The sequence below is a fragment of the Massilia mucilaginosa genome (genome assembly GCF_011682145.1).
Classification (GTDB): Bacteria; Pseudomonadota; Gammaproteobacteria; order Burkholderiales; family Burkholderiaceae_D; genus Telluria_A; species Telluria_A mucilaginosa.
This window is the reverse complement of the sequence record NZ_WHJH01000022.1, coordinates 24,431-42,338: the sequence shown is the minus strand read 5'-3', so window position 1 is coordinate 42,338 and position 17,908 is coordinate 24,431. Positions and strand designations below refer to the sequence as shown.

General features: G+C 64.7%; 18 protein-coding genes and 1 pseudogene. 12 read left to right on the top strand and 7 right to left on the bottom strand.

Translation table 11 applies throughout. From position 1 onward, the window contains the following. Nucleotides 1-16 precede the first annotated feature (16 nt). Nucleotides 17-2,341, bottom strand: a complete 2,325-nt coding sequence (locus F2P45_RS18155; RefSeq protein WP_166878071.1) for a DUF6351 family protein — start codon at nt 2,339-2,341, stop codon at nt 17-19. An 81-nt stretch (nt 2,342-2,422) separates the two neighbouring features. After that, on the bottom strand, nt 2,423-2,785 hold the full coding sequence (locus tag F2P45_RS18150) for a hypothetical protein (RefSeq protein WP_166878068.1): 363 nt from the start codon (nt 2,783-2,785) through the stop codon (nt 2,423-2,425). A 193-nt stretch (nt 2,786-2,978) separates the two neighbouring features. Between F2P45_RS18150 and F2P45_RS18145 the strand changes: the two genes are divergently transcribed. After that, the gene (locus F2P45_RS18145; protein WP_166878066.1) at nt 2,979-3,779 is read left to right on the top strand and encodes an HDOD domain-containing protein; all 801 of its coding nucleotides are present in this window, start codon (nt 2,979-2,981) and stop codon (nt 3,777-3,779) included. A 51-nt stretch (nt 3,780-3,830) separates the two neighbouring features. On the opposite strand, the gene F2P45_RS18140 is transcribed toward F2P45_RS18145, so the two are convergent. Continuing rightward, a complete protein-coding gene (locus tag F2P45_RS18140; protein ID WP_166878221.1) occupies nt 3,831-5,990 on the bottom strand; it encodes a phosphocholine-specific phospholipase C in 2,160 nt (719 codons plus the stop codon). Nucleotides 5,991-6,037: 47 nt separating this feature from the next. Further along, entirely contained in the window at nt 6,038-6,247 is a 210-nt protein-coding gene (locus tag F2P45_RS18135) for a hypothetical protein (protein WP_166877999.1), read from the bottom strand. Between the two features lie 658 nt (nt 6,248-6,905). Between F2P45_RS18135 and F2P45_RS18130 the strand changes: the two genes are divergently transcribed. The 11 genes and pseudogenes from F2P45_RS18130 to F2P45_RS36285 all read left to right on the top strand — a co-directional run bounded on the left by F2P45_RS18130 (nt 6,906) and on the right by F2P45_RS36285 (nt 15,359). Continuing rightward, entirely contained in the window at nt 6,906-8,561 is a 1,656-nt protein-coding gene (locus tag F2P45_RS18130; protein ID WP_229505148.1) for a methyl-accepting chemotaxis protein, read from the top strand. 164 nt (nt 8,562-8,725) lie between these two features. After that, on the top strand, nt 8,726-9,691 hold the full coding sequence (locus tag F2P45_RS18125; RefSeq protein WP_229505147.1) for a CsgG/HfaB family protein: 966 nt from the start codon (nt 8,726-8,728) through the stop codon (nt 9,689-9,691). A 5-nt stretch (nt 9,692-9,696) separates the two neighbouring features. Then, nucleotides 9,697-10,011, top strand: coding sequence for a hypothetical protein (locus F2P45_RS18120; protein ID WP_187367188.1), 315 nt, complete (start codon nt 9,697-9,699; stop codon nt 10,009-10,011). Next, a complete protein-coding gene (locus F2P45_RS18115) occupies nt 10,008-10,379 on the top strand; it encodes a DUF4810 domain-containing protein (protein WP_166878060.1) in 372 nt (123 codons plus the stop codon). Before F2P45_RS18120 ends, F2P45_RS18115 begins: the two co-directional genes overlap by 4 nt. Then, the gene (locus F2P45_RS18110; protein WP_166878057.1) at nt 10,376-11,047 is read left to right on the top strand and encodes a DUF799 domain-containing protein; all 672 of its coding nucleotides are present in this window, start codon (nt 10,376-10,378) and stop codon (nt 11,045-11,047) included. The genes F2P45_RS18115 and F2P45_RS18110 overlap by 4 nt, the downstream gene beginning before the upstream one ends. 196 nt (nt 11,048-11,243) lie before the next feature. Beyond that, a complete protein-coding gene (locus F2P45_RS18105) occupies nt 11,244-12,248 on the top strand; it encodes an LLM class flavin-dependent oxidoreductase (protein WP_166878054.1) in 1,005 nt (334 codons plus the stop codon). A 57-nt stretch (nt 12,249-12,305) separates the two neighbouring features. Then, the gene (locus F2P45_RS18100) at nt 12,306-12,800 is read left to right on the top strand and encodes a Dps family protein (protein WP_166878051.1); all 495 of its coding nucleotides are present in this window, start codon (nt 12,306-12,308) and stop codon (nt 12,798-12,800) included. A 202-nt stretch (nt 12,801-13,002) separates the two neighbouring features. Then, a complete protein-coding gene (locus F2P45_RS18095) occupies nt 13,003-13,773 on the top strand; it encodes a ParA family protein (protein WP_166878048.1) in 771 nt (256 codons plus the stop codon). Between the two features lie 62 nt (nt 13,774-13,835). Next, nucleotides 13,836-14,027, top strand: a pseudogene (locus F2P45_RS18090) (type 1 glutamine amidotransferase domain-containing protein); the annotation flags it as partial. 186 nt (nt 14,028-14,213) lie between these two features. Further along, complete coding sequence (locus F2P45_RS18085; protein WP_166878216.1) at nt 14,214-14,651, top strand: Hsp20/alpha crystallin family protein; 438 nt, start codon at nt 14,214-14,216, stop codon at nt 14,649-14,651. A 15-nt stretch (nt 14,652-14,666) separates the two neighbouring features. After that, nucleotides 14,667-15,359 carry an Hsp20/alpha crystallin family protein gene (locus F2P45_RS36285; protein WP_229505146.1) on the top strand — a complete coding sequence of 231 codons (693 nt, stop codon included), beginning with the start codon at nt 14,667-14,669 and terminating at the stop codon, nt 15,357-15,359. 278 nt (nt 15,360-15,637) lie between these two features. Here F2P45_RS36285 and F2P45_RS18075 read toward each other — a convergent pair whose 3' ends face one another. The 3 genes from F2P45_RS18075 to F2P45_RS18065 are packed head-to-tail and all read right to left on the bottom strand — an operon-like array spanning nt 15,638 to nt 17,828. After that, complete coding sequence (locus tag F2P45_RS18075; protein ID WP_166878045.1) at nt 15,638-16,063, bottom strand: BLUF domain-containing protein; 426 nt, start codon at nt 16,061-16,063, stop codon at nt 15,638-15,640. A gap of 18 nt (nt 16,064-16,081) precedes the next feature. Then, complete coding sequence (gene folE, locus F2P45_RS18070) at nt 16,082-16,789, bottom strand: GTP cyclohydrolase I (protein ID WP_054266098.1); 708 nt, start codon at nt 16,787-16,789, stop codon at nt 16,082-16,084. Between the two features lie 40 nt (nt 16,790-16,829). Then, on the bottom strand, nt 16,830-17,828 hold the full coding sequence (locus tag F2P45_RS18065; RefSeq protein WP_166878042.1) for a MerR family transcriptional regulator: 999 nt from the start codon (nt 17,826-17,828) through the stop codon (nt 16,830-16,832). Nucleotides 17,829-17,908: the final 80 nt, after the last annotated feature.

The following is a 17,908-nucleotide window of genomic DNA, read 5'->3' as shown; positions in this document are numbered from 1 at the left end:
TCGGGGCCGGCCGCCGTCACCAGCGCGCCGGCCGGCCCTGGTCGCCGGCCCGATAGTCGCACACGCCTTGCGGGAAGATCCGCTCCAGCCATTGCCTGTCATCGGCGCTGAACCCGGCCGCAGCCGGATAGGTGCCATCGCGCAGCGCGGCGGCCACCGGTTTGAGCTTGCACTTGAAGATATCGCCCTTGATCGAGTCGCCCGCCATCATGCGCGGGCTGGCAAAGATCGGAAAGGCGGCGCTGCAGACGCCCTTGGGGCGCTGGTTCAACACGCCATCCCAGGCCGATGGTCCGCTGCCGATCAGCGCACCGCTGGCGTCGAAACAGCGGTCGGCAAAAGCGGCCGGCGCGGCGCCGTCGCTCAGGTAGCGGTCCAGCACCGCCAGCGCATCGATGGCGCGCGCGGCCTGGTCGGCTTTCTCGGCCGCGAACCAGATCACCTGGTTGCGCGCCGCCGCGCGGCTGGCGTCCAGCAGGCGCGCGCGCACCGAAAACGCCTGGCGCGCGTTATGCATATTCAGCGAAGGCTCCAGGTACGGGCGCACGTCGATCATGGGAATGCCCAGGCGCTGCCCGGTGAACACGTGGCCCGATGCATAGGCCGCGCGCATGGCCGCCAGGTCGCCCGCGCGCCGTGGCGCCGGCACGCCGCCCGGATCGCGGCAGCTTGCGCTGCGCTGCATGTTGCGCCCGTCGAAAGGATCGGCGGCCGCGTCCCACATGACGAATTGCGACGGCTCCTTCCAGCTGCCGACGCAGGCATTGATACGCAAGAATTCATCCTTGCCGATCTGCCCTGCGGCCAGCGCGCCAAGGCCGTACTGCACGCCGACGTTATCGACCGGGCTCGGGGCGTGGCCGTCGGCGCCGCTGCCGTAGATATTGGCCAGGTCGTTCCAGTGTGTCCATTTGACGTTCGCAAAGACGTCCGCCGGATAGCCGTAGTTTTTTGCCACCAGCTCGTAGCGCGGATCCTTGAAGACGGGATTGAGCACGGTCGGCACCGCGCCCTGCCAGCCGTTGATGCATTCGGTCGACCCGGGTTTGCCGGTGACCGGATTGGCGGCCGTATCGCTGGCGTTCGAGCCTTCGATCAGCGCGCGCCGGCTCCAGCTTGCCCAGGGCGAGGCCGCATCGCGCGCCACCTCGTCGCTGAAATACTGTTCCAGCAGCGGGCAGTCGGCCACCGGGATGGTTTGCGTGACCATGTCCGGATACGATTGCACCGGAATCCCGGCGTCCAGCAATCCCGGCCGGTTTTGCGCGAACAGATACTGCTGCACCGCCCCGCCCGAGCCGCCGATCCCGATCGTGAACGCCGGCTGGCCGACCGCTTCGATAAAGCGTTCCTTGGTCATCATGGCCGTTTCTTCGGCCAGGCGCATGTTGTAGTGCACGCCCGCTTCATTGCCGGACGAACTGAGCACCGCATAGCCCTGCGCCAGGATGCGCGAAACGATCTGGCGCTCGCTGCCGCGCAAGCCATTGCTGAACCAGATCGCGGTGCCCTGCTGGTGACCCAGGCCGACCCCGCCGCGCAGCCAGTACACCAGCTTGCGGTTCCAGGATGCGCGGTCGAAGCCAGGCGCCGTACCGGACGCCGCGTCCGGGCGCGGCGCCGACGGCGCCAGCATGGCGATGGTGTACACGAAACGGTTGATGGTGCCGGCTTCGACCCGCACCACATACGGCACGCTGGCGCCGCCAAGCGTGATGGTTTTCAGGTCGGCCGGGGGCGTGGCGTAGCCGGTGGCGGCATCGAAGGGCTTGAAGCCGTCGCCGGTAAAGTAAAAGTAGTGAATCTGGGTCTTGATGGCGCAGGCCTTGCTGTGACCGACCGGGCGCCCGCCAACCGTGTCGAATACCGGATGGCCGATGCCGTCCTGGTTGTCCACCAGCGGCTGACCCAGGCCCGACTCGTGGGTGCGGCACACGAACGGCTGCTGCTGCGGGCCGCTGAAAATGGGGCCGCTCAGCGCGTGGTTGGTCAGCACCAGCGAGGCCGAAGCAGCGCGCCCGCCATGGCCGGCGTAGCGCACTTCGAGCGTGTTGGCGCCGTCGGCCAGGCCGGACACCACCCCTTCCATGCGCGTGCCGGCGGTGACCATCGGCGGGTCGATGCGCTGGCCATTGAGCAGGAATGTCAGCCCGGACGCGTCCGCAACGGCGCTGACGGCAATGCGGGCGTCGCCGCCGGAGACTTCATGCGGCTTGCTCGACAAGACGGTGAGCGACAGCTTCCTGTCCGGCGCCTGGACCGCGCCGCCGCAGCCAGCCAGCACGATGGGCACGAGCGCAGCGGCGAGCGCGCGGGCGAACGATGGGTTCCAAGGGGTCATGGCGATTGCCTCCGGGGTGATTGAACGGGACCGACCAGTCTTCAATCTTGCTCTGCGACGCAGGGACAGCATTGACGATAGTCAATTTTCTGAAACGTCGAGCCAAGGGCGCAGCTTGATAGCCGGAAACGCTCCGGGGTGGGACGATGTCCAAGCAAAGATATTATCAATCTTTCTCTGCCGTTTACCTTTTGCCATTTGCCATTTGCCAATTGCCAATTGCCGCCGGCATTGATGACAGCCGGTCGGCCAGACATTCTTCCTGCCTGTTGCGCACGCTAAAACAACACCTTGGCAGCTACCGTCGCGACCGGCTTTTTTACGCACGCCGCATGGCGCGCCAGTCGCCCGTAGAGGAAACCGCGAGCGCTCCATCGGCGCGCCGTCCCGCGCCGCTTCACCCGCGCGCCGCCGTGTCCGGGACGCTGCGGATTTTGTTTGCATGGGGCATTACTCATAGTAGACTGAATCATCAACGCAAGCTGGGGAACACCGAAGCATGCCTGCCCGATTCCATACCGCCATTCATCAAGCGACGCGCCTGGCATACCCCGGCGGCGCCGCCCTTGCCCTGTCCCAGCTGTCCCGTTTGCAGTCTCTTTCTTCACGCCGCGACTGACCTTCAAAAGGAAGCCCCATGCCCGTCCTCTCCGCATTTTTTCAGAACGTCAAACTCCCGGTGATTTCCGAAGTGGCCCACGCGCTCATCAAGACGCTGGACGATGAAGATGCCTCGGCCAAGTCGATCAGCGCCATCATCGCGCGCGATCCGGCGCTCACCGCCAAGCTGATGCGCCTGGCCAACAGCGCCCGCTTCGGCGTCTCGCGCGGCGTCAATTCGCTCGACGACGCCATCGCCATGACCGGCATGGCGCACGTGCGCACCCTGGCGCTGGCGGCCTGCTTCGCCGAATCCTTTCCCGACCTGCCAGGGCTCGACAGCGATGAATTCTGGAAAAGCAGCATGGCCTGCGCCGGCTACGCCAAGTGGCTTTCGACCAGCCTGGGCAACGATGGCCAGGATGCCTGGCTGGCCGGCATGATGGTGCGCCTGGGCGAACTGCTGATTTACCAGGCCGAGCCGACCGCGTTCGCCGAAATCGAACAGCAGCCGCACCTGCCGGGCGGACGCTGGGAGCGCGAGCAGCGCTTGCTGGGATTTTGCGAAGGGGAAATTACGGCCGAGCTGGGCCGGCGCTGGAACTTTCCGGAACAGATCGTGCGCGCGCTGGAATGCTCGTCGGACCCGATGGCGGCCCACCCGTTCAGCAAACTCGGCGCCATCATCCACCTGGCCAGCCTGCTGGCCGATACCCCGAGCGACGATCCGGAGATTCTCGATACGCTGCCGGACGATATCGTCACCGCCCTGCAGTTGAACGACGAATGGATGAAGAAAAAATTTCCATCGCATAGTTCGTTTTCGGCGGCGCCGTAACGGCATGGCGCATGTGCACGCGCAAGGGCGTGCACATGCGCATCCGCCCGCTTAGTCGGCAGCCAGCGCCAGTCCGCCCATGGCCGGATCGCTGATCGCATCCTTGCCGGTTTCCACGCGGCCGGCAAAGCGCCGCACGTAGCCGGGCAGTTCGGTCACGCGCACGCTGAAGTCGTACCAGTTGCCGCAATCGCACAGCGGCCAGGCTTGCTCCGCTATGGCGCCGGCCGCCACCGTCACGCTCCACGCCGGCGCATCGAGGTAGGCGTTGGCCTTGAGCACGAAGGTGGCCGCGACCGCGCCGTTGTTGCGCAGCTTGGCCGACACGCCGCCGTTGGCGATGTCGTAGCAGACCTGGATTTCCGGCTGCGGCCCCTGGCGCGAGGCGGTGCCGCTGAAGTGGCGGTGAAAACCGTTCGGCCCCAGCACCCACAGATCGTACTTGCCCATCTGCTCCCCCAGCGCCCAGACCCCGTTCAGGTCCTTGCCCGCTTCGACCGTGTAGCGCCGTGGCGGCTTGTTCAACTGGTTCTGGTCGTACACATGGAACACCGCGGCGGCCGCCCCCGTGTTCGCGAACAGCAGCTCGACCTCGACCTTGTCGGGATGCACGCGTGCGCTCGTGTGCAGCTCGTACGGCAAGGCGCGCGAGGGCCGCGTGCCGGCCACCTGGGTTGGCAATTCCGGCAGCGGAGGCAGGTCCGGCATCCTGGTGTCGCCCAGCGCGCGGGCGCGCGCGGCCAGCGCCCTGGTGTCCGGCAAGGCGGTCGCAAAAGCCGTGCCGTCCGGGTCCCGGAAGTTGAATGCGCTCATCAGGTCGCCGCAAACGGCGCGGCGCCACGGCGTAATGGTCGGTTCCATCACCCCGAAACGGGTTTCGATGAACCGAATCACCGAGGTGTGATCGAACACTTGCGAGTTGACCCAGCCGCCCTTGCTCCACGGCGAAATCACATACATCGGCACGCGCGGGCCGAGGCCGTACGGCCGGTGCATGAGGGCGGGCGCTTCACTGGTTTCGGCGGAACGAATGTCATGGTATTCGCCGACGGTGCTGACGGTCGAGGCGCCGGCCAGCACGGCCTGCTTCTGGTCGCTGTTCCATTGCACATACGATGGCGCGGCAGGCGGCGGTACGTGGTCGAAAAACCCGTCGTTTTCGTCGAACATCAGGAACAGCACGGTCTTGCTCCAGACCTCGGTATTCGAGGTCAGCGCGTCCAGCACGGCCGCGGTGTACTCGGCGCCCTGCGCCGGGCTGGACGGGCCGGGATGCTCGGAGCCTTCGGCGGTGGCGACAATGAACGACACTTGCGGCAGCTTGTTGCCCTGCACGTCGAGCTTGAGCTGGTCGAGGTCGCGCGTGCTCATGCCCCGTTCGCGCAACTGCGGATCGGACCCGGGCAGGTTGGCGAAGGCGTCGCGGAAGCGCCGGAAGCCGGCCAGCGGGTTGTCGGTGAAGTTGTCTGCCATGTTCTGGTACACCTGCCAGCCGATGCCGGCCGCCTGCAGCCGTTCCGGATAGGTGAGCCAGGCGTAGCCGCCGGTCGGGTCGTGCTCGACGCTGTCGTAGCTGTTGCCGATGACCGGGCCATTACCCTGCTTGAGCGGGTCGTTGGCGCCGGTCCAGGCATACACCCGGTTCGGGTTGGTGCCGCCCTGGAACGAGCAGTGGTAGGCGTCGCAAATGGTAAACGCGTTGGCCAGCGCGAACTGGAAAGGAATATCGGCTTCCTTGTAATAGCCCATCGAATGGTTTTGCTTGTGGGTCGGCCAGGTGTCCATGATGCCGTGGTTCCACGCGTACTGCGCATTGGGCCAGCTGTGCGGCGTGCCCGCCACCCGCATGGCATTGAAACTTTGCTGGGTATTCAGATGGAAGGGCGCGATCACGCGCGGCGCCGCCGGCACGCTGTCGTTGAGCTGGTACCAGACCCGGTGCTTGCCCATTGCGGTCGAGGCCGGCAGCGGGATCGGAAAGCGGTCGCCGAAACCGCGCACCCCTTTCAGGGTGCCGAAGTAATGGTCGAAGGAACGGTTTTCCTGCATCAGGATGACGATATGCTCGACATCGCGGATGGTGCCGGTGCGGTTGTTGGCCGCGACCGCAAGGGCCCTGCTGATCGCGGGCGGAAACATGGAAAGCGCGGCGGCGCTAGCGCCGACCTTGCCGGCCTGGCGCAAGAACGCGCGTCTGCTGGTGGGTGTCATCGTCATTGTCTGTCGGTTTTATCGGGTGGCGCGAGGGAAAGCTGCGCTCACGGGGCGCAACGCATGCTGGCTGACTTGCTACTGCAGGCGCGCGACGGGTCGGCCGCGCCGGGCGCGGGCGCCGGCGTTTGCGCGACCGGCGTGGCCGGCGCCGGATCGTCGTTGCCGCAGGCGGCCAGGCTCGCGCACATCAGTGCGGCAAACAGGAGGCGCGCGGCAAGCGGCGTCCGGCGGGGTGTTGGCGGGCAATACTGCATGGCTGTCTTTCTTGAAAAATCATCAGGGTCGTGGCCTGTCTTACAGGCAAGAAAGATAATATTGCTCTAATGTTACGACAGAGTGACGCCGGGATGACCTTGCTATTACACATTATTTCCACATATCTATGCGAAGCGCATCCGGCCTGTTGCTTTTCGGGTGGGCCGAGACACTTTCCATCGGCCTGCACCAGTCAATGTTTGACTGTCTACTTTCTATGACGTAACCTTTCCTGTAAGTACTTTATTCCGGCCTGACGGCGACCCCGATCCCGCTTTCCCCGTCAAGCCCGCCACCGGCGTGCCTGCCGACCCGCGCACGCCCGGCCGGCCGCCTGCGGCGCTCGGAGTCTGCGCGGCAGAAGGAGTCGAGGCGAAACGGGTGGGAAAAGAACCCAATTCACACCCACTTTTGAGGTCTGTAGCCGTAGGTAGGTGCGCGACGGCGCACCTACGACCGAGAAATGGGTGGGGAGTGGGACTTTTCTCCACCCGTTTCGGCCGACGAGCTTCTGCCGCGCAGACTCCTAGGGAGACGCCATCGCAATCTGTCGCCAGCCAGCCTCGGTGGCGTTCCAAAAAGCACCAAAAACCCATTGCACATGCTATCTTTCACAAGACAGACCGGCTCGCAGACTGCACGCACAAGGATGTCACCATGAATATTTCCGTTCTCGAATCGATGAGCATCGCGAAGAAACTCGCTACGCTGATCATCAGCAGCGTCATCGGCATCGTGGTCTTGACCGCGCTGTTCCTCATTTCCGAAAAACGCATGATCCTGGAAGAGCGCCAGAACAATGTGCGTCAGACTGTCGAGACTGCGCACGGCGTGGTCGCCTACTATCATGGACTGGCGGAAAAAGGCGGCATGCCGGCCGCCGAGGCCCAGAAGCATGCCCTGGCCGCCATCAAGGCGCTGCGCTACAACAAGACCGAATACTTCTGGGTCCAGGACCAGAGTGCCAGGATCCTGATGCATCCCATCAAGCCGGCACTCGACAATACCGATGGCAGCGGCACCAAAGACCCGACCGGCAAGTTTTTCTTTACCGAATTCTCCGACACCGTCAAAACCAGCGGCGCCGGCTTCGTGTTCTACATGTGGCCCAAGCCGGGCAGCGAGAATCCGGTGCAAAAAGTATCCTACGTCAAAGGCTTCGCGCCATGGGGCTGGATCGTCGGCTCGGGCGTGTACATCGACACCGTCGACAGCGCCATCCACGCGCGCCTGCTGCGCTTCTCGCTGGGCGCGCTGGCGCTCGCTGGCGTACTGCTGGGCATCGGCCTGCTGATCGGACGCGGCCTGCTGCGCCAGCTCGGCGGCGAACCGGCTTACGCGGCCGGCATTGCGCGCAGCATCGCCGAGGGCGACCTGAGCATCAACATCGACCTCAAGCACAATGACACCAGCAGCCTGCTGCACGGCATCCGCACCATGCGCGACGACCTCGCCAAGATCGTGATGCAAGTACGCATGGGGACCGACACCATCGCGACGGCCTCGAGCCAGATCGCGTCCGGCAACCTCGACCTGTCCTCGCGCACCGAGCAGCAAGCCAGTTCGCTGGAAGAAACCGCCGCCTCCATGGAAGAGCTGACCGGCACCGTCAAGCAAAACTCCGACAACGCGCGCCAGGCCAACCAGCTGGCCGCCACCGCGTCCGACGTGGCCATGCAGGGTGGCGCGGTGGTGGCCCAGGTGGTCGATACCATGGCCTCGATCAACGATTCGTCGAGGAAAATTGTCGACATCATCAGCGTGATCGACGGCATTGCCTTCCAGACCAATATTCTGGCGCTGAACGCGGCGGTGGAAGCGGCGCGCGCTGGCGAGCAGGGCCGTGGGTTTGCCGTGGTCGCCTCGGAAGTGCGCAACCTGGCCCAGCGCAGCGCCGCGGCCGCCAAGGAAATCAAGGCCCTGATCGGCGACTCGGTGGAAAAGGTATCGGTCGGCAACAAGCTGGTGGCCGACGCTGGCGGCACGATGGACAATGTGGTGGCCAGCGTGCGCCGCGTGACCGACATCATGGCCGAGATTTCGGCCGCCAGCCACGAGCAGAGTGCCGGGATCGCCCAGGTCAACCAGGCGATTGCCCAGATGGACGCGGCGACCCAGCAAAACGCCGCGCTGGTCGAAGAAGCGGCCGCTGCCGCCGAAAGCATGCAGGACCAGGCTGCGCGCCTGTCGCAAGTGGTCGGCGTGTTTCGCCTCGACGGGGTCGAGTCCGGTGCGCACGCGGCCCGGCCGCTGGCACCTGCGCCGGTGCGCGGGCGCCTCGGCGCAGCCAGCGCGGCCGGCAGCCGGCAATAGACTCCCACTCCGGCGCCCTCCCCGACAATGCCAACAGCTTGCTGTTGGCATTGTTGTTTCTACGCCTGCCATGTCTTCAGCGGCACAAGCATTTCCTACCGTAAATATTACTGAATGATTATAATTAATTCCCTACCAAAAATTACAATGACAAAGGAATGGTTTTGTTAAACAAATCCCTCATCAGCGCGGGTATCGTGTTACTCCTGAGCGCCTGCGCGACGACCACCACCCCGCCAGTGGCGGTGGAAGCGAGCGCCTCGCGCAGCGCCCAGCAGGCCGCACAGCAAGCGGCGGCGATTCCGGACGCCAAGGTCTTCAAGCGCAAGGTCGCCATTGGGCGCTTTTCGAACGAAACCCGTTACGGCCGCACCTTCCAGACCGACGCCAGCCTCGATCCGCTCGGCAAGCAGGCCTCGGACATGCTCGCCACCAAGCTGGTCGGCTCGAACAAGTTCCTGGTCTTCGAACGCCAGGACATCGGCAAGCTCACCGACGAGGCGGCACGCAACGGCGCCGCGGCCCAGCTGATCGGGGTCGATGCCCTGATCCTCGGCTCGGTCACCGAATTTGGCCGCAGCACCACCGGCAAAAGCGGCTTCCTGAGCTCGACCAAGGTCCAGACCGCGCGCGCCAAGGTCGAGGTACGCCTGGCCGACGCCCGCACCGGACACATCTTCTTCACCGCTTCCGGCGTGGGCCAGGCCAATACCGAGTCGGGCGAGATCGCCGGCTACGGCAGCAAGGCCGACTACGACAGCACCCTGAACGACCGCGCCATCGCGGCCGCCATCTCGGATGTCCAGAATGCCCTGATCTCGAAGCTGGAAGAACGCCAGTGGCGCACCGACATCCTCAAGGCGGACGGCAAGCAAGTGTTCATGTCGGGCGGCGCGAAACAGGGCATCAAGACCGGCGACACCTTCGCCATCATGCGTGAAGGCGACAAGATCAAGAGTGCACAAACCGGCTTCCAGATCACCCTGCCCGGCACCGCGGTGGGCAGCGTGCGCGTGGTGAGCCTGTTCGGCGACGCCGAAAGCAATGAAGGCGCCGTCGCCGAGATCATCAGCGGCAGCGTCCCGAGCGGCAACAACGCCGGCTATTTCATCACCGAACAGAAAAAATGAGCCCTATGAAAAACCTCCTCGCACTGGCCGTGGCCGCCTGCCTGACCGCCTGCGCCATGCCGACCACCCAGGTCAGCACAGGCGCGCCGCGCCCTACCCTGATCGTACAGGGCGCGCCGGCCGACGCCATCCTCTACGTCGACGGCCTGGCGGCCGGCAATGCGGCCCAGTACAACGGCGTCGCCAACAGCCTCTTGATCGAAGAAGGGGTGCACCAGGTCGAACTGCGGCGTGGCGCCAGCGTCCTGATGGCGCAGAAAATCTTCGCCAGCAACGGCGAAAGCAGCAAACTCGTCTACGCATCCGAAAGCGCCAAATGAAACGCATCCTGTTGACCGGCGCCACCCTCGCCCTGCTGGGCGGCTGCGCCACGGCGCCCCCACCGAAATACGACTGGGGCAATTACGAACAGTCGATGTACGGCTACTACAAGAACCCGAGCGCGCCCGACGCCCTGATGCTCGACATCGAGAGCACCATCAAGAAGGCCGAGGCCGGCAAGCGCAGCGTCGGTCCCGGCATGTATGCCGAGTACGGCTACCTGCTGATGGCGCGCGGGCGCCAGCAGGAGGCGCTCGCCTGGTTCGAGAAAGAAAAGAGCCGCTGGCCGGAATCGGCCGTGCTGATGGACAGAATGAGCAAGATCGCGCTGACCCAGGCGCCGCCCAAGGTGGAAGTGAAACAATGATGCGTTATACAAGCAAACTGTTCGCCCTGGCCGCCGCGCTCGCCCTCATGAGCGGCTGCGCCACGCGCGCTCCGGTCCACAAGGACTACGCCAAGTTCCGCGAAGCGAATCCGCGCTCGGTGCTGATCGTGCCGGTGGTCAGCCGCAGCGTCGACGTCGACGCCCCGGACTACTTCCTGTCGACCATCTCCCGTCCGATCGCCGAACGCGGCTACTACGTGTTCCCGGTCAACCTGATCAAGCGCGTGATGGAAGACGACGGCCTGGCCGACGCCGACATGGTCCACGCCAGCGATCCGGTCAAGCTGGGCGGTCTGTTCGGCGCCGACAGCATCCTGTATGTCGTCATCGAACGCTGGGACTCGCGCTACGCGGTGCTATCGACCGTCACCACGGTGGAACTGAGCTACTCGCTCAAGAGCGGCAGCACCGGACAGGAACTGTGGAAGCACCAGGAAAAAATGGCCTACGACCCCTCCGCCCAGCAATCGCAAGCCGGCCTGGCCGGGCTGATCGCCAAGGCGGTTGTCGCCGCCATGGAAAAAGCCAAGCCGAACTACATTCCACTGGCGCGCCAGGCCAACGGTCTGGCTGTGTACCGCCTCGGCGCAGGCCTGCCGGCCGGTCCGCACGATACCTTGTACCAGCAGGACAAGACGCAGTTCTGAGGCGGTTTCCCGCATTCCTGTTGCAGCACCGTCCCCACCACGGGAACACAACGCCGGCCCCCAGCCGGCGTTTTTTTGTGGCATTTGTCAATACGGGCGTCGAAAAGACATCCCTTTTAAATGCGGGGCCCGTCCCCATGTGATGATATCGCGCTGCACCATCGTGGCCGCGCCAGACCCATTACCGAAGGCACCCATGATCCCCTTTTCCGTACTCGACCTGTCCCCGATCACCCAAGGCAGCACCGCCCGCGTTTCTTTCCAGAATACGCTCGACCTGGCGCAGCATGCCGAACGCTGGGGCTTTCAGCGCTATTGGCTGGCCGAACACCACGGCATGCCCGGCATCGCCAGCGCCGCCACCGCCGTGCTGCTCGGCTACGTGGCCGGCGGCACCTCCACCATCCGGGTCGGCGCCGGCGGCGTGATGCTGCCGAATCATTCTCCGCTGGTCATCGCGGAACAATTCGGCACGCTCGAGTCGCTGTATCCCGGCCGTATCGACCTCGGCCTGGGGCGCGCTCCCGGCTCCGACCAGGCCACCGCGCGCGCCATGCGCCGCAACCTGCAATCGGACGCCGACGAGTTCCCGCAAGATGTGGTCGAGCTGATGGATTACTTTGCCGAAAACTCGCGCCGCCCGGTCATGGCCGTGCCCGGCCTGGGCCTGAAAGTGCCGGTCTGGATCCTCGGCTCGAGCCTGTTCGGCGCCCAGCTGGCCGCCCATCTCGGCCTGCCGTACGCCTTCGCCTCGCACTTCGCCCCAAGCCAGATGATGCAGGCCGTCGACTTGTACCGCGCCCAGTTCCGCCCATCGGCCCAGCTCGACAAACCGTACGTGATGCTCGGCTTTAACGTGTTCGCCGCCGATACCGACGAGCAAGCCGCGCTGCTGGCGACCTCGATGCAGCAGGCGTTCGTGAACCTGCGCAGCGGCCGTCCGGGACGCTTGCAGCCGCCCGTGTCCGGCTACCTGGACGCACTCGGCCCGCAAGAACGCGCCATGCTCGACCAGGTGCTATCGTGCTCGGCCATCGGTTCGCCGCAAACCGTCAGGCGCCAGTTGCAGCAGTTCATCGAACGCACCGGCGCCGACGAGCTGATGATCACCTCGCAGGTGTTCGATCACAAGGCGCGCCTGCACTCCTACCAGATCGTCGGCCAGATCCACGCCGAAGCCGGCGCGCACGCGCTGGCCTGAAATCGCTTATATTCCTCACCGCTTTCCATTTATCACTTCATACAGGAGCATGCACTTATGAACAGCAAAACCTCGCAAGCCCCCATGGTCGACCTCGGCATTGCCGACGAAGACCGCAAGCAAGTCGTCGAAGGCCTGTCGCGCCTGCTCGCCGACAGCTACACCCTGTACCTGAAAACCCATCAGTACCACTGGAACGTCACCGGTCCGATGTTCCAGACCCTGCACACCATGTTCATGACCTTGTACAACGAACAGTGGCTGGCGGTCGACCTGATCGCCGAGCGCATCCGCGCGCTGGGTGAGCTGGCGCCGGGTTCCTACCAGCAATTCGCCACGCTGACGTCGATCACGCCGACCAATGGCACGCCGAACGCCAAGGAAATGATCCGCGACCTGATGGAAGGCCAGGCCACCGTGGTGCGCACCGCGCGCGCCCTGTTCACCGTGGCCGAAAAAGCCAACGACCAGCCGACCTGCGACCTGCTGACCCAGCGCATGCAGACGCACGAAAAATACGCCTGGATGCTGCGCAGCCTGCTCGAAGACTGATCGCCCTCGCGCCAGCCGCGCCCTCGCGCCCGGCTGGCGCCTGCCTGCTGGCGCGCGCCTGTGCTGCCGCTCCCGTTTTCTTGCCATGGCGTTGCGGTTTTCGTACGAAATCACCCTGCATCCCCTCTAATTCGCCCGCGCCGGCCGATGCTGCATCGCAGCATGCTAGTATTGAAAATCAATCACTTTTCCCGGACCGCAGATGAAACGTGTGATTTTCAACCAGAAGGGTGGCGTCGGAAAATCGACGATTGCGGTCAACCTGGCAGCCATCGCGGCCCACGAGGGCAAGAAAACCCTGCTCATCGACATCGATCCTCAGTGCAACGCCAGCCGCTACCTGCTCGGCGCGGCCATGAACGAGGTGGCCCCGACCATGGGCGCTTACTTCGAGCAGATGCTCAACTTCATCGTCTTCCCCAAACCGGCCGCCGACTTCGTCCACCCGACCCCGTTCGAGAACTTGTCGATCATGGTCTCGCACCCGGAACTGGGCGACTTGCAGGCCAAGCTCGAATCGCGCCACAAGATCTACAAGCTGCGCGACACCCTGAACGAACTGGCCAAGGACTTCGACGAGATTGTCGTCGACACCCCGCCCGCCTACAACTTCTTCACCCAGTCGGCCCTGATTGCCGCCGACCGCTGCCTGATCCCCTTCGACTGCGACGACTTTTCGCGCCAGGCGCTGTACACCCTGGTGGCCAACGTGGCCGAGATCAAGGCCGACCACAATCCCGCGCTCGCGATCGAAGGCATCATCGTGAACCAGTTCCAGGCGCGCGCCCTGCTGCCGCAGCGCCTCGTCAACGAACTGAGCGCGGAAGGCTTGCCGGTGCTCGCCAACAAGCTGTCGAGTTCGATCCGCATCCGCGAATCGCACGACCGCAACCTGCCCATGATCCACCTCGACCCGCGTCACAAGCTGAGCCAGGAAATGCTGGCGCTGTACCACGAACTCCAGGCTGCATAAGGCCTGCCGCCATCCTGCGCGAGGACGCCGTCGCGCCATCTGTGCGAGACTGCCAGCATTACACCGAAGAAGAAGGCGTCGGCCTGACCAGGGTCGTGCCATTCCTGGTGGAAGACATGCTCAAGGAAAACGGCGGCATCTATTCCAAAGGGCCGGACCGGGCCTCGTATGTGCAGACCGATGGCTTGCTGGTCACCGGCCAGAATCCGGCGTCGTCGGAAGCGGGCGCCGAAGCGCTGCTCACACCGCTGTAAATGCGCCGACCCGCGTTGGCGGCGCACCAGCGCCGATGCGGGTCGGCGAAACGATGCGCTCCCTGCGCGCATCTTTGATCCATCTCAAACTCCCTGCGCCAGGCGGCTTCGCCAGGCTGCGGCCGCGAACCACTCGCGCCGCATCCGGTCCAACTCCCATCAGCTAAACGGGAGAACACCATGATGATGTATCGATCCATGTTTCCAGGCGATGTACTCGCCGAAATGGACCGCCTTCAGCGCGAAATCCAGCAAGCCTTCGACCTCGGCCCCAGCATTCGCGGGCTGGGACGTGGCGGCTTTCCGGCGCTCAACGTCGGCAGCACGCCGCACAGCGTCGAGATGTACGCGTTTGTCCCCGGGCTCGACCCGGCCTCGATCGACGTGCAGCTCGAACACGGGGTGCTGACCATCGCCGGCGAGCGCGCCGACGATCTGTCGAGCGCGCAGCAGCAAGCCACGGTCCAGATCAACGAGCGCTTCGCCGGCCGCTTCAAGCGGGTGGTCAGCCTGCCGGACGACATCGACCCCGAATCGGTCTCGGCACACTATCGCGATGGCGTGCTGCACGTTACCGTGGCGCGCCGCGAGGCAACGCAGCCGCGCCGTATTTCAGTTCACTGAACAGGAGAGCGCACCATGACGAACAACGACAAAGAACACAGCGGCACGGCAGAGTCGGCCGGCCAGGCGGGCAATCCAGGGCCGAGGGGTGACCCGTCCGATGCCGCCCTCGCCGGCAGTGCGGGCAACACCGGCAATGCGGGCGGCGCTGCGGGTGGCGGCAGCGGCGCGGGCAGCGAGGTGGGCGGCGATATCAGCGACACCGGTGCTGGCGGCAGCCAGGGCAACACAGCGATGGGCGCGGGCGCCAGCCGGGAAGGCAGTGCAAGCACGGGCGCCGGCAGCGGCCAGGGCAGCGCAGCGGCGGGCGCCGACACGGGCGAGATGACCACAACCCGCTCGACCGACCAGGCCGGCGGCAGCGTCGCAGCCCGCACCGGCATGCTGATACCGCCAGTGGACGTGATCGAAGATGCCAACGGCATCACCCTGCTCGCCGACATGCCGGGCGTATCCAAAGACAAGCTCGACCTGCGCCTTGAAACCAACAGCCTCACCATCAACGGCGCCGTTTCGCTTGATGTGCCCGAAGGAATGGAATCGCGCTACGCCGAGGTCAAGCACCAGCAATACCAGCGCACCTTCGCGCTGTCGAAGGAACTCGATGGCGAACAGGCCAGCGCGGAACTGGCGCATGGCGTACTCAAGATCCGTATTCCGAAAACGGCGCATGCGCAGCCGCGCAGGGTACAGATCAAGGTCGCATAGCGTTGCAAGACAAGGCGCCGGCCCGGTCCAAGGTTCGGAGTCGACGAGCCGCTCGGCCTGCCGCATTGGGACCAGGTGTCCGTGCGTGCTGGCCGGTCGCATTGTGCGGGTGTGTGGGCACTCATGCAAACGAGGTCATCGGCCGTCTGACTCCAGTACCCCGCCTCGAAGCGAAGCGACGAGTCGGACAGCGCGGAAAAGTGCGCCAGCGCGACATCGACATCGTATGCTTCAAAGGCAATGGTAGCGCGGCTGCGGGCCTGCCGTCCGACCTGGCCTTACGGGTGGCCGACCACCGATGCGCTGGCCATCAGCTCGTCGATCAGCGCCAGCGAATTCTTGCCCGACATTGCATGCGGGTTCAATCCCGGCAAGTCCGAAAACCGCAGCAGGGTCGACGGATTGATGCGCGCCAGGTTTGCCTTGCCCATGGTCCAGCCGGCATAACGCCGCTCGTTGATTTCTTCATAGTGCAGCAGCACCACATCGGTATGGCGCGGATCGCGCACGATTTTCGCGTACAGCGCATTGATCGCCTCGCGCCCGCCTTCGAGCACCTGCATGTAGACCTGTTCGCTATGGCACAGGATGCCCGTAATGCCCTGGGCGGGATTGTGCGCGTGCGACTGGCACATGATGTCGTGAATCGTATCGGGCTGCGGCGAAGCAATGGCGCGGCTGGCGTACAGGAGACGGACGAGCATGGTGTGATTCTCCGAAGATCAGCGTTTAATCAGGGACAAGAACTCGCGCCGCAGGGCCGGATCTTTCAAAAACGACCCGTGCATGACGCTGTTGATCATTTTCGCATCCATATCCTTTACGCCGCGCCACTGCATGCAAAAATGGTCCGCTTCCATCACAACCGCCAGCCCGTCCGGCTGCATTTTTTCCTGCAGCAAGTCAGCCAGTTGCACCACGGCTTCTTCCTGGATTTGCGGACGGCTCATGATCCAGTTGGCTATGCGCGCGTACTTCGACAGGCCGATCAGCGCCGAATGCTCGTTCGGCATCACTCCGATCCAGACCTTGCCGATCACCGGGCACAGGTGGTGCGAACAGGCGCTGCGCACCGTGATCGGGCCGATGATCATCAGCTCGTTCAAATGCGATGCGTTGGGAAACTCGGTGACCGGCGGCATCGGCACATAGCGGCCGCCAAAGACTTCGTTGATGAACATCTTGGCCACGCGGCGCCCGGTGTCCTGGGTGTTGTGGTCGCTCACGGTATCGATCACCAGGCTCTCGAGCACGCCTTGCAGCTTGGCGCTGACCTCGTCGAGCAGCTCGTCGAGTTCGCCCGGCTCGATGAAGCGCGCGATATTGTCGTTGGCATGGAAGCGCGTCTTGCTGGCGACCAGGCGCTCGCGGATGCGCTCCGACACCGTCACGGTGCTGGGTTGGTATTCGGTAGTCAGTCCGTTCGACATGCTCAATTCCTGTTTAAAGAGATAAAAATGGCGGCCCGGCTCACGCCAGCCCATCCGGCAGCGGCAAGCCTTCGGCCCGCGCCAGCCGTTCCAATGCATTTTCCAGCAGCGCGCGCGCTTGCGCCGCGGCCTGCCCCAATTCCTGGTGCAAGGCCGCGTCGCTTGGATTGCGCGATCCGCATTGCATACTGTAACGCTCAAAACTGCCGATCATCAGCAAAATGTCCGCCAGGTGACGCGGACATTCGCACATCACGCTGTTGCTGGCCGCTGCCAGCGCCGCCAACGCCTGGTCGTCGAGCCGGCGCGGCGCCACCGCTTGGCCGGGCTGCACCAGCGGCGCGCGCGGCGGCGCGGCAAGGTGCGCGCGGCGGGCCGGAAACGCCACCTGGCACAGCAATGCTACCTCGGCCATGTCGGACGGCGCCCGCGCCACCAGGCAACCGAGGGCGCGCAAGTGGCGGATAGTGGCGCTGGCGCAAAACCGGTATAGCACCACCACCGCCGGCGTGCCGCACGCCAGGCGTGCCGCCGCCACCAGCGGCAGGGCCGAATCGTCCAGTTCCGACAGCTCGATCAGCAGCACATCGGCGTCCACGCCGCGCAAAGCGGTGGGCGCCTCTTCCAGCCGGGCGCAGGAATGGCGCACGTCGAGCGTGAGCAGCTCGCGCCCGCCGGCGGTCAACTGGCGCGCCAGTCCCGCGCCCACCACCGCCACGCGGATCGGGCCGCTGGCGGCGGTGTCGGTTTCCAGAGGCTCGGCCAGGTGCTGGAGCTGTTCCAGCGGCAAATGGGCCATGGCGCCGATCGGATGGCCCTGGTCGACCAGCTGCTTGATCAAGCTCAGCCGGCGCACCTGGGCGCTCGAATACAAACGTTGCCCGCGCGCCGAACGTTGCGGCGTCGACACGCCATAACGGCGCTCCCACACCCGCAAAGTTTCGACGGGCAAGCCCGCAAGGCGCGCGGCCACGCCGCTGCGGTAGGCGCCAGTGTCGTCGGAGCGCACCGTATCGTGATCAGTAGAAAGTTCATTCATGGCGTCATCCTTCATGTTGAACCGCTTGTGAACCGTGAAAAATCAATTATACCGCTTCAAATCATGGACAGTTGGAAGAG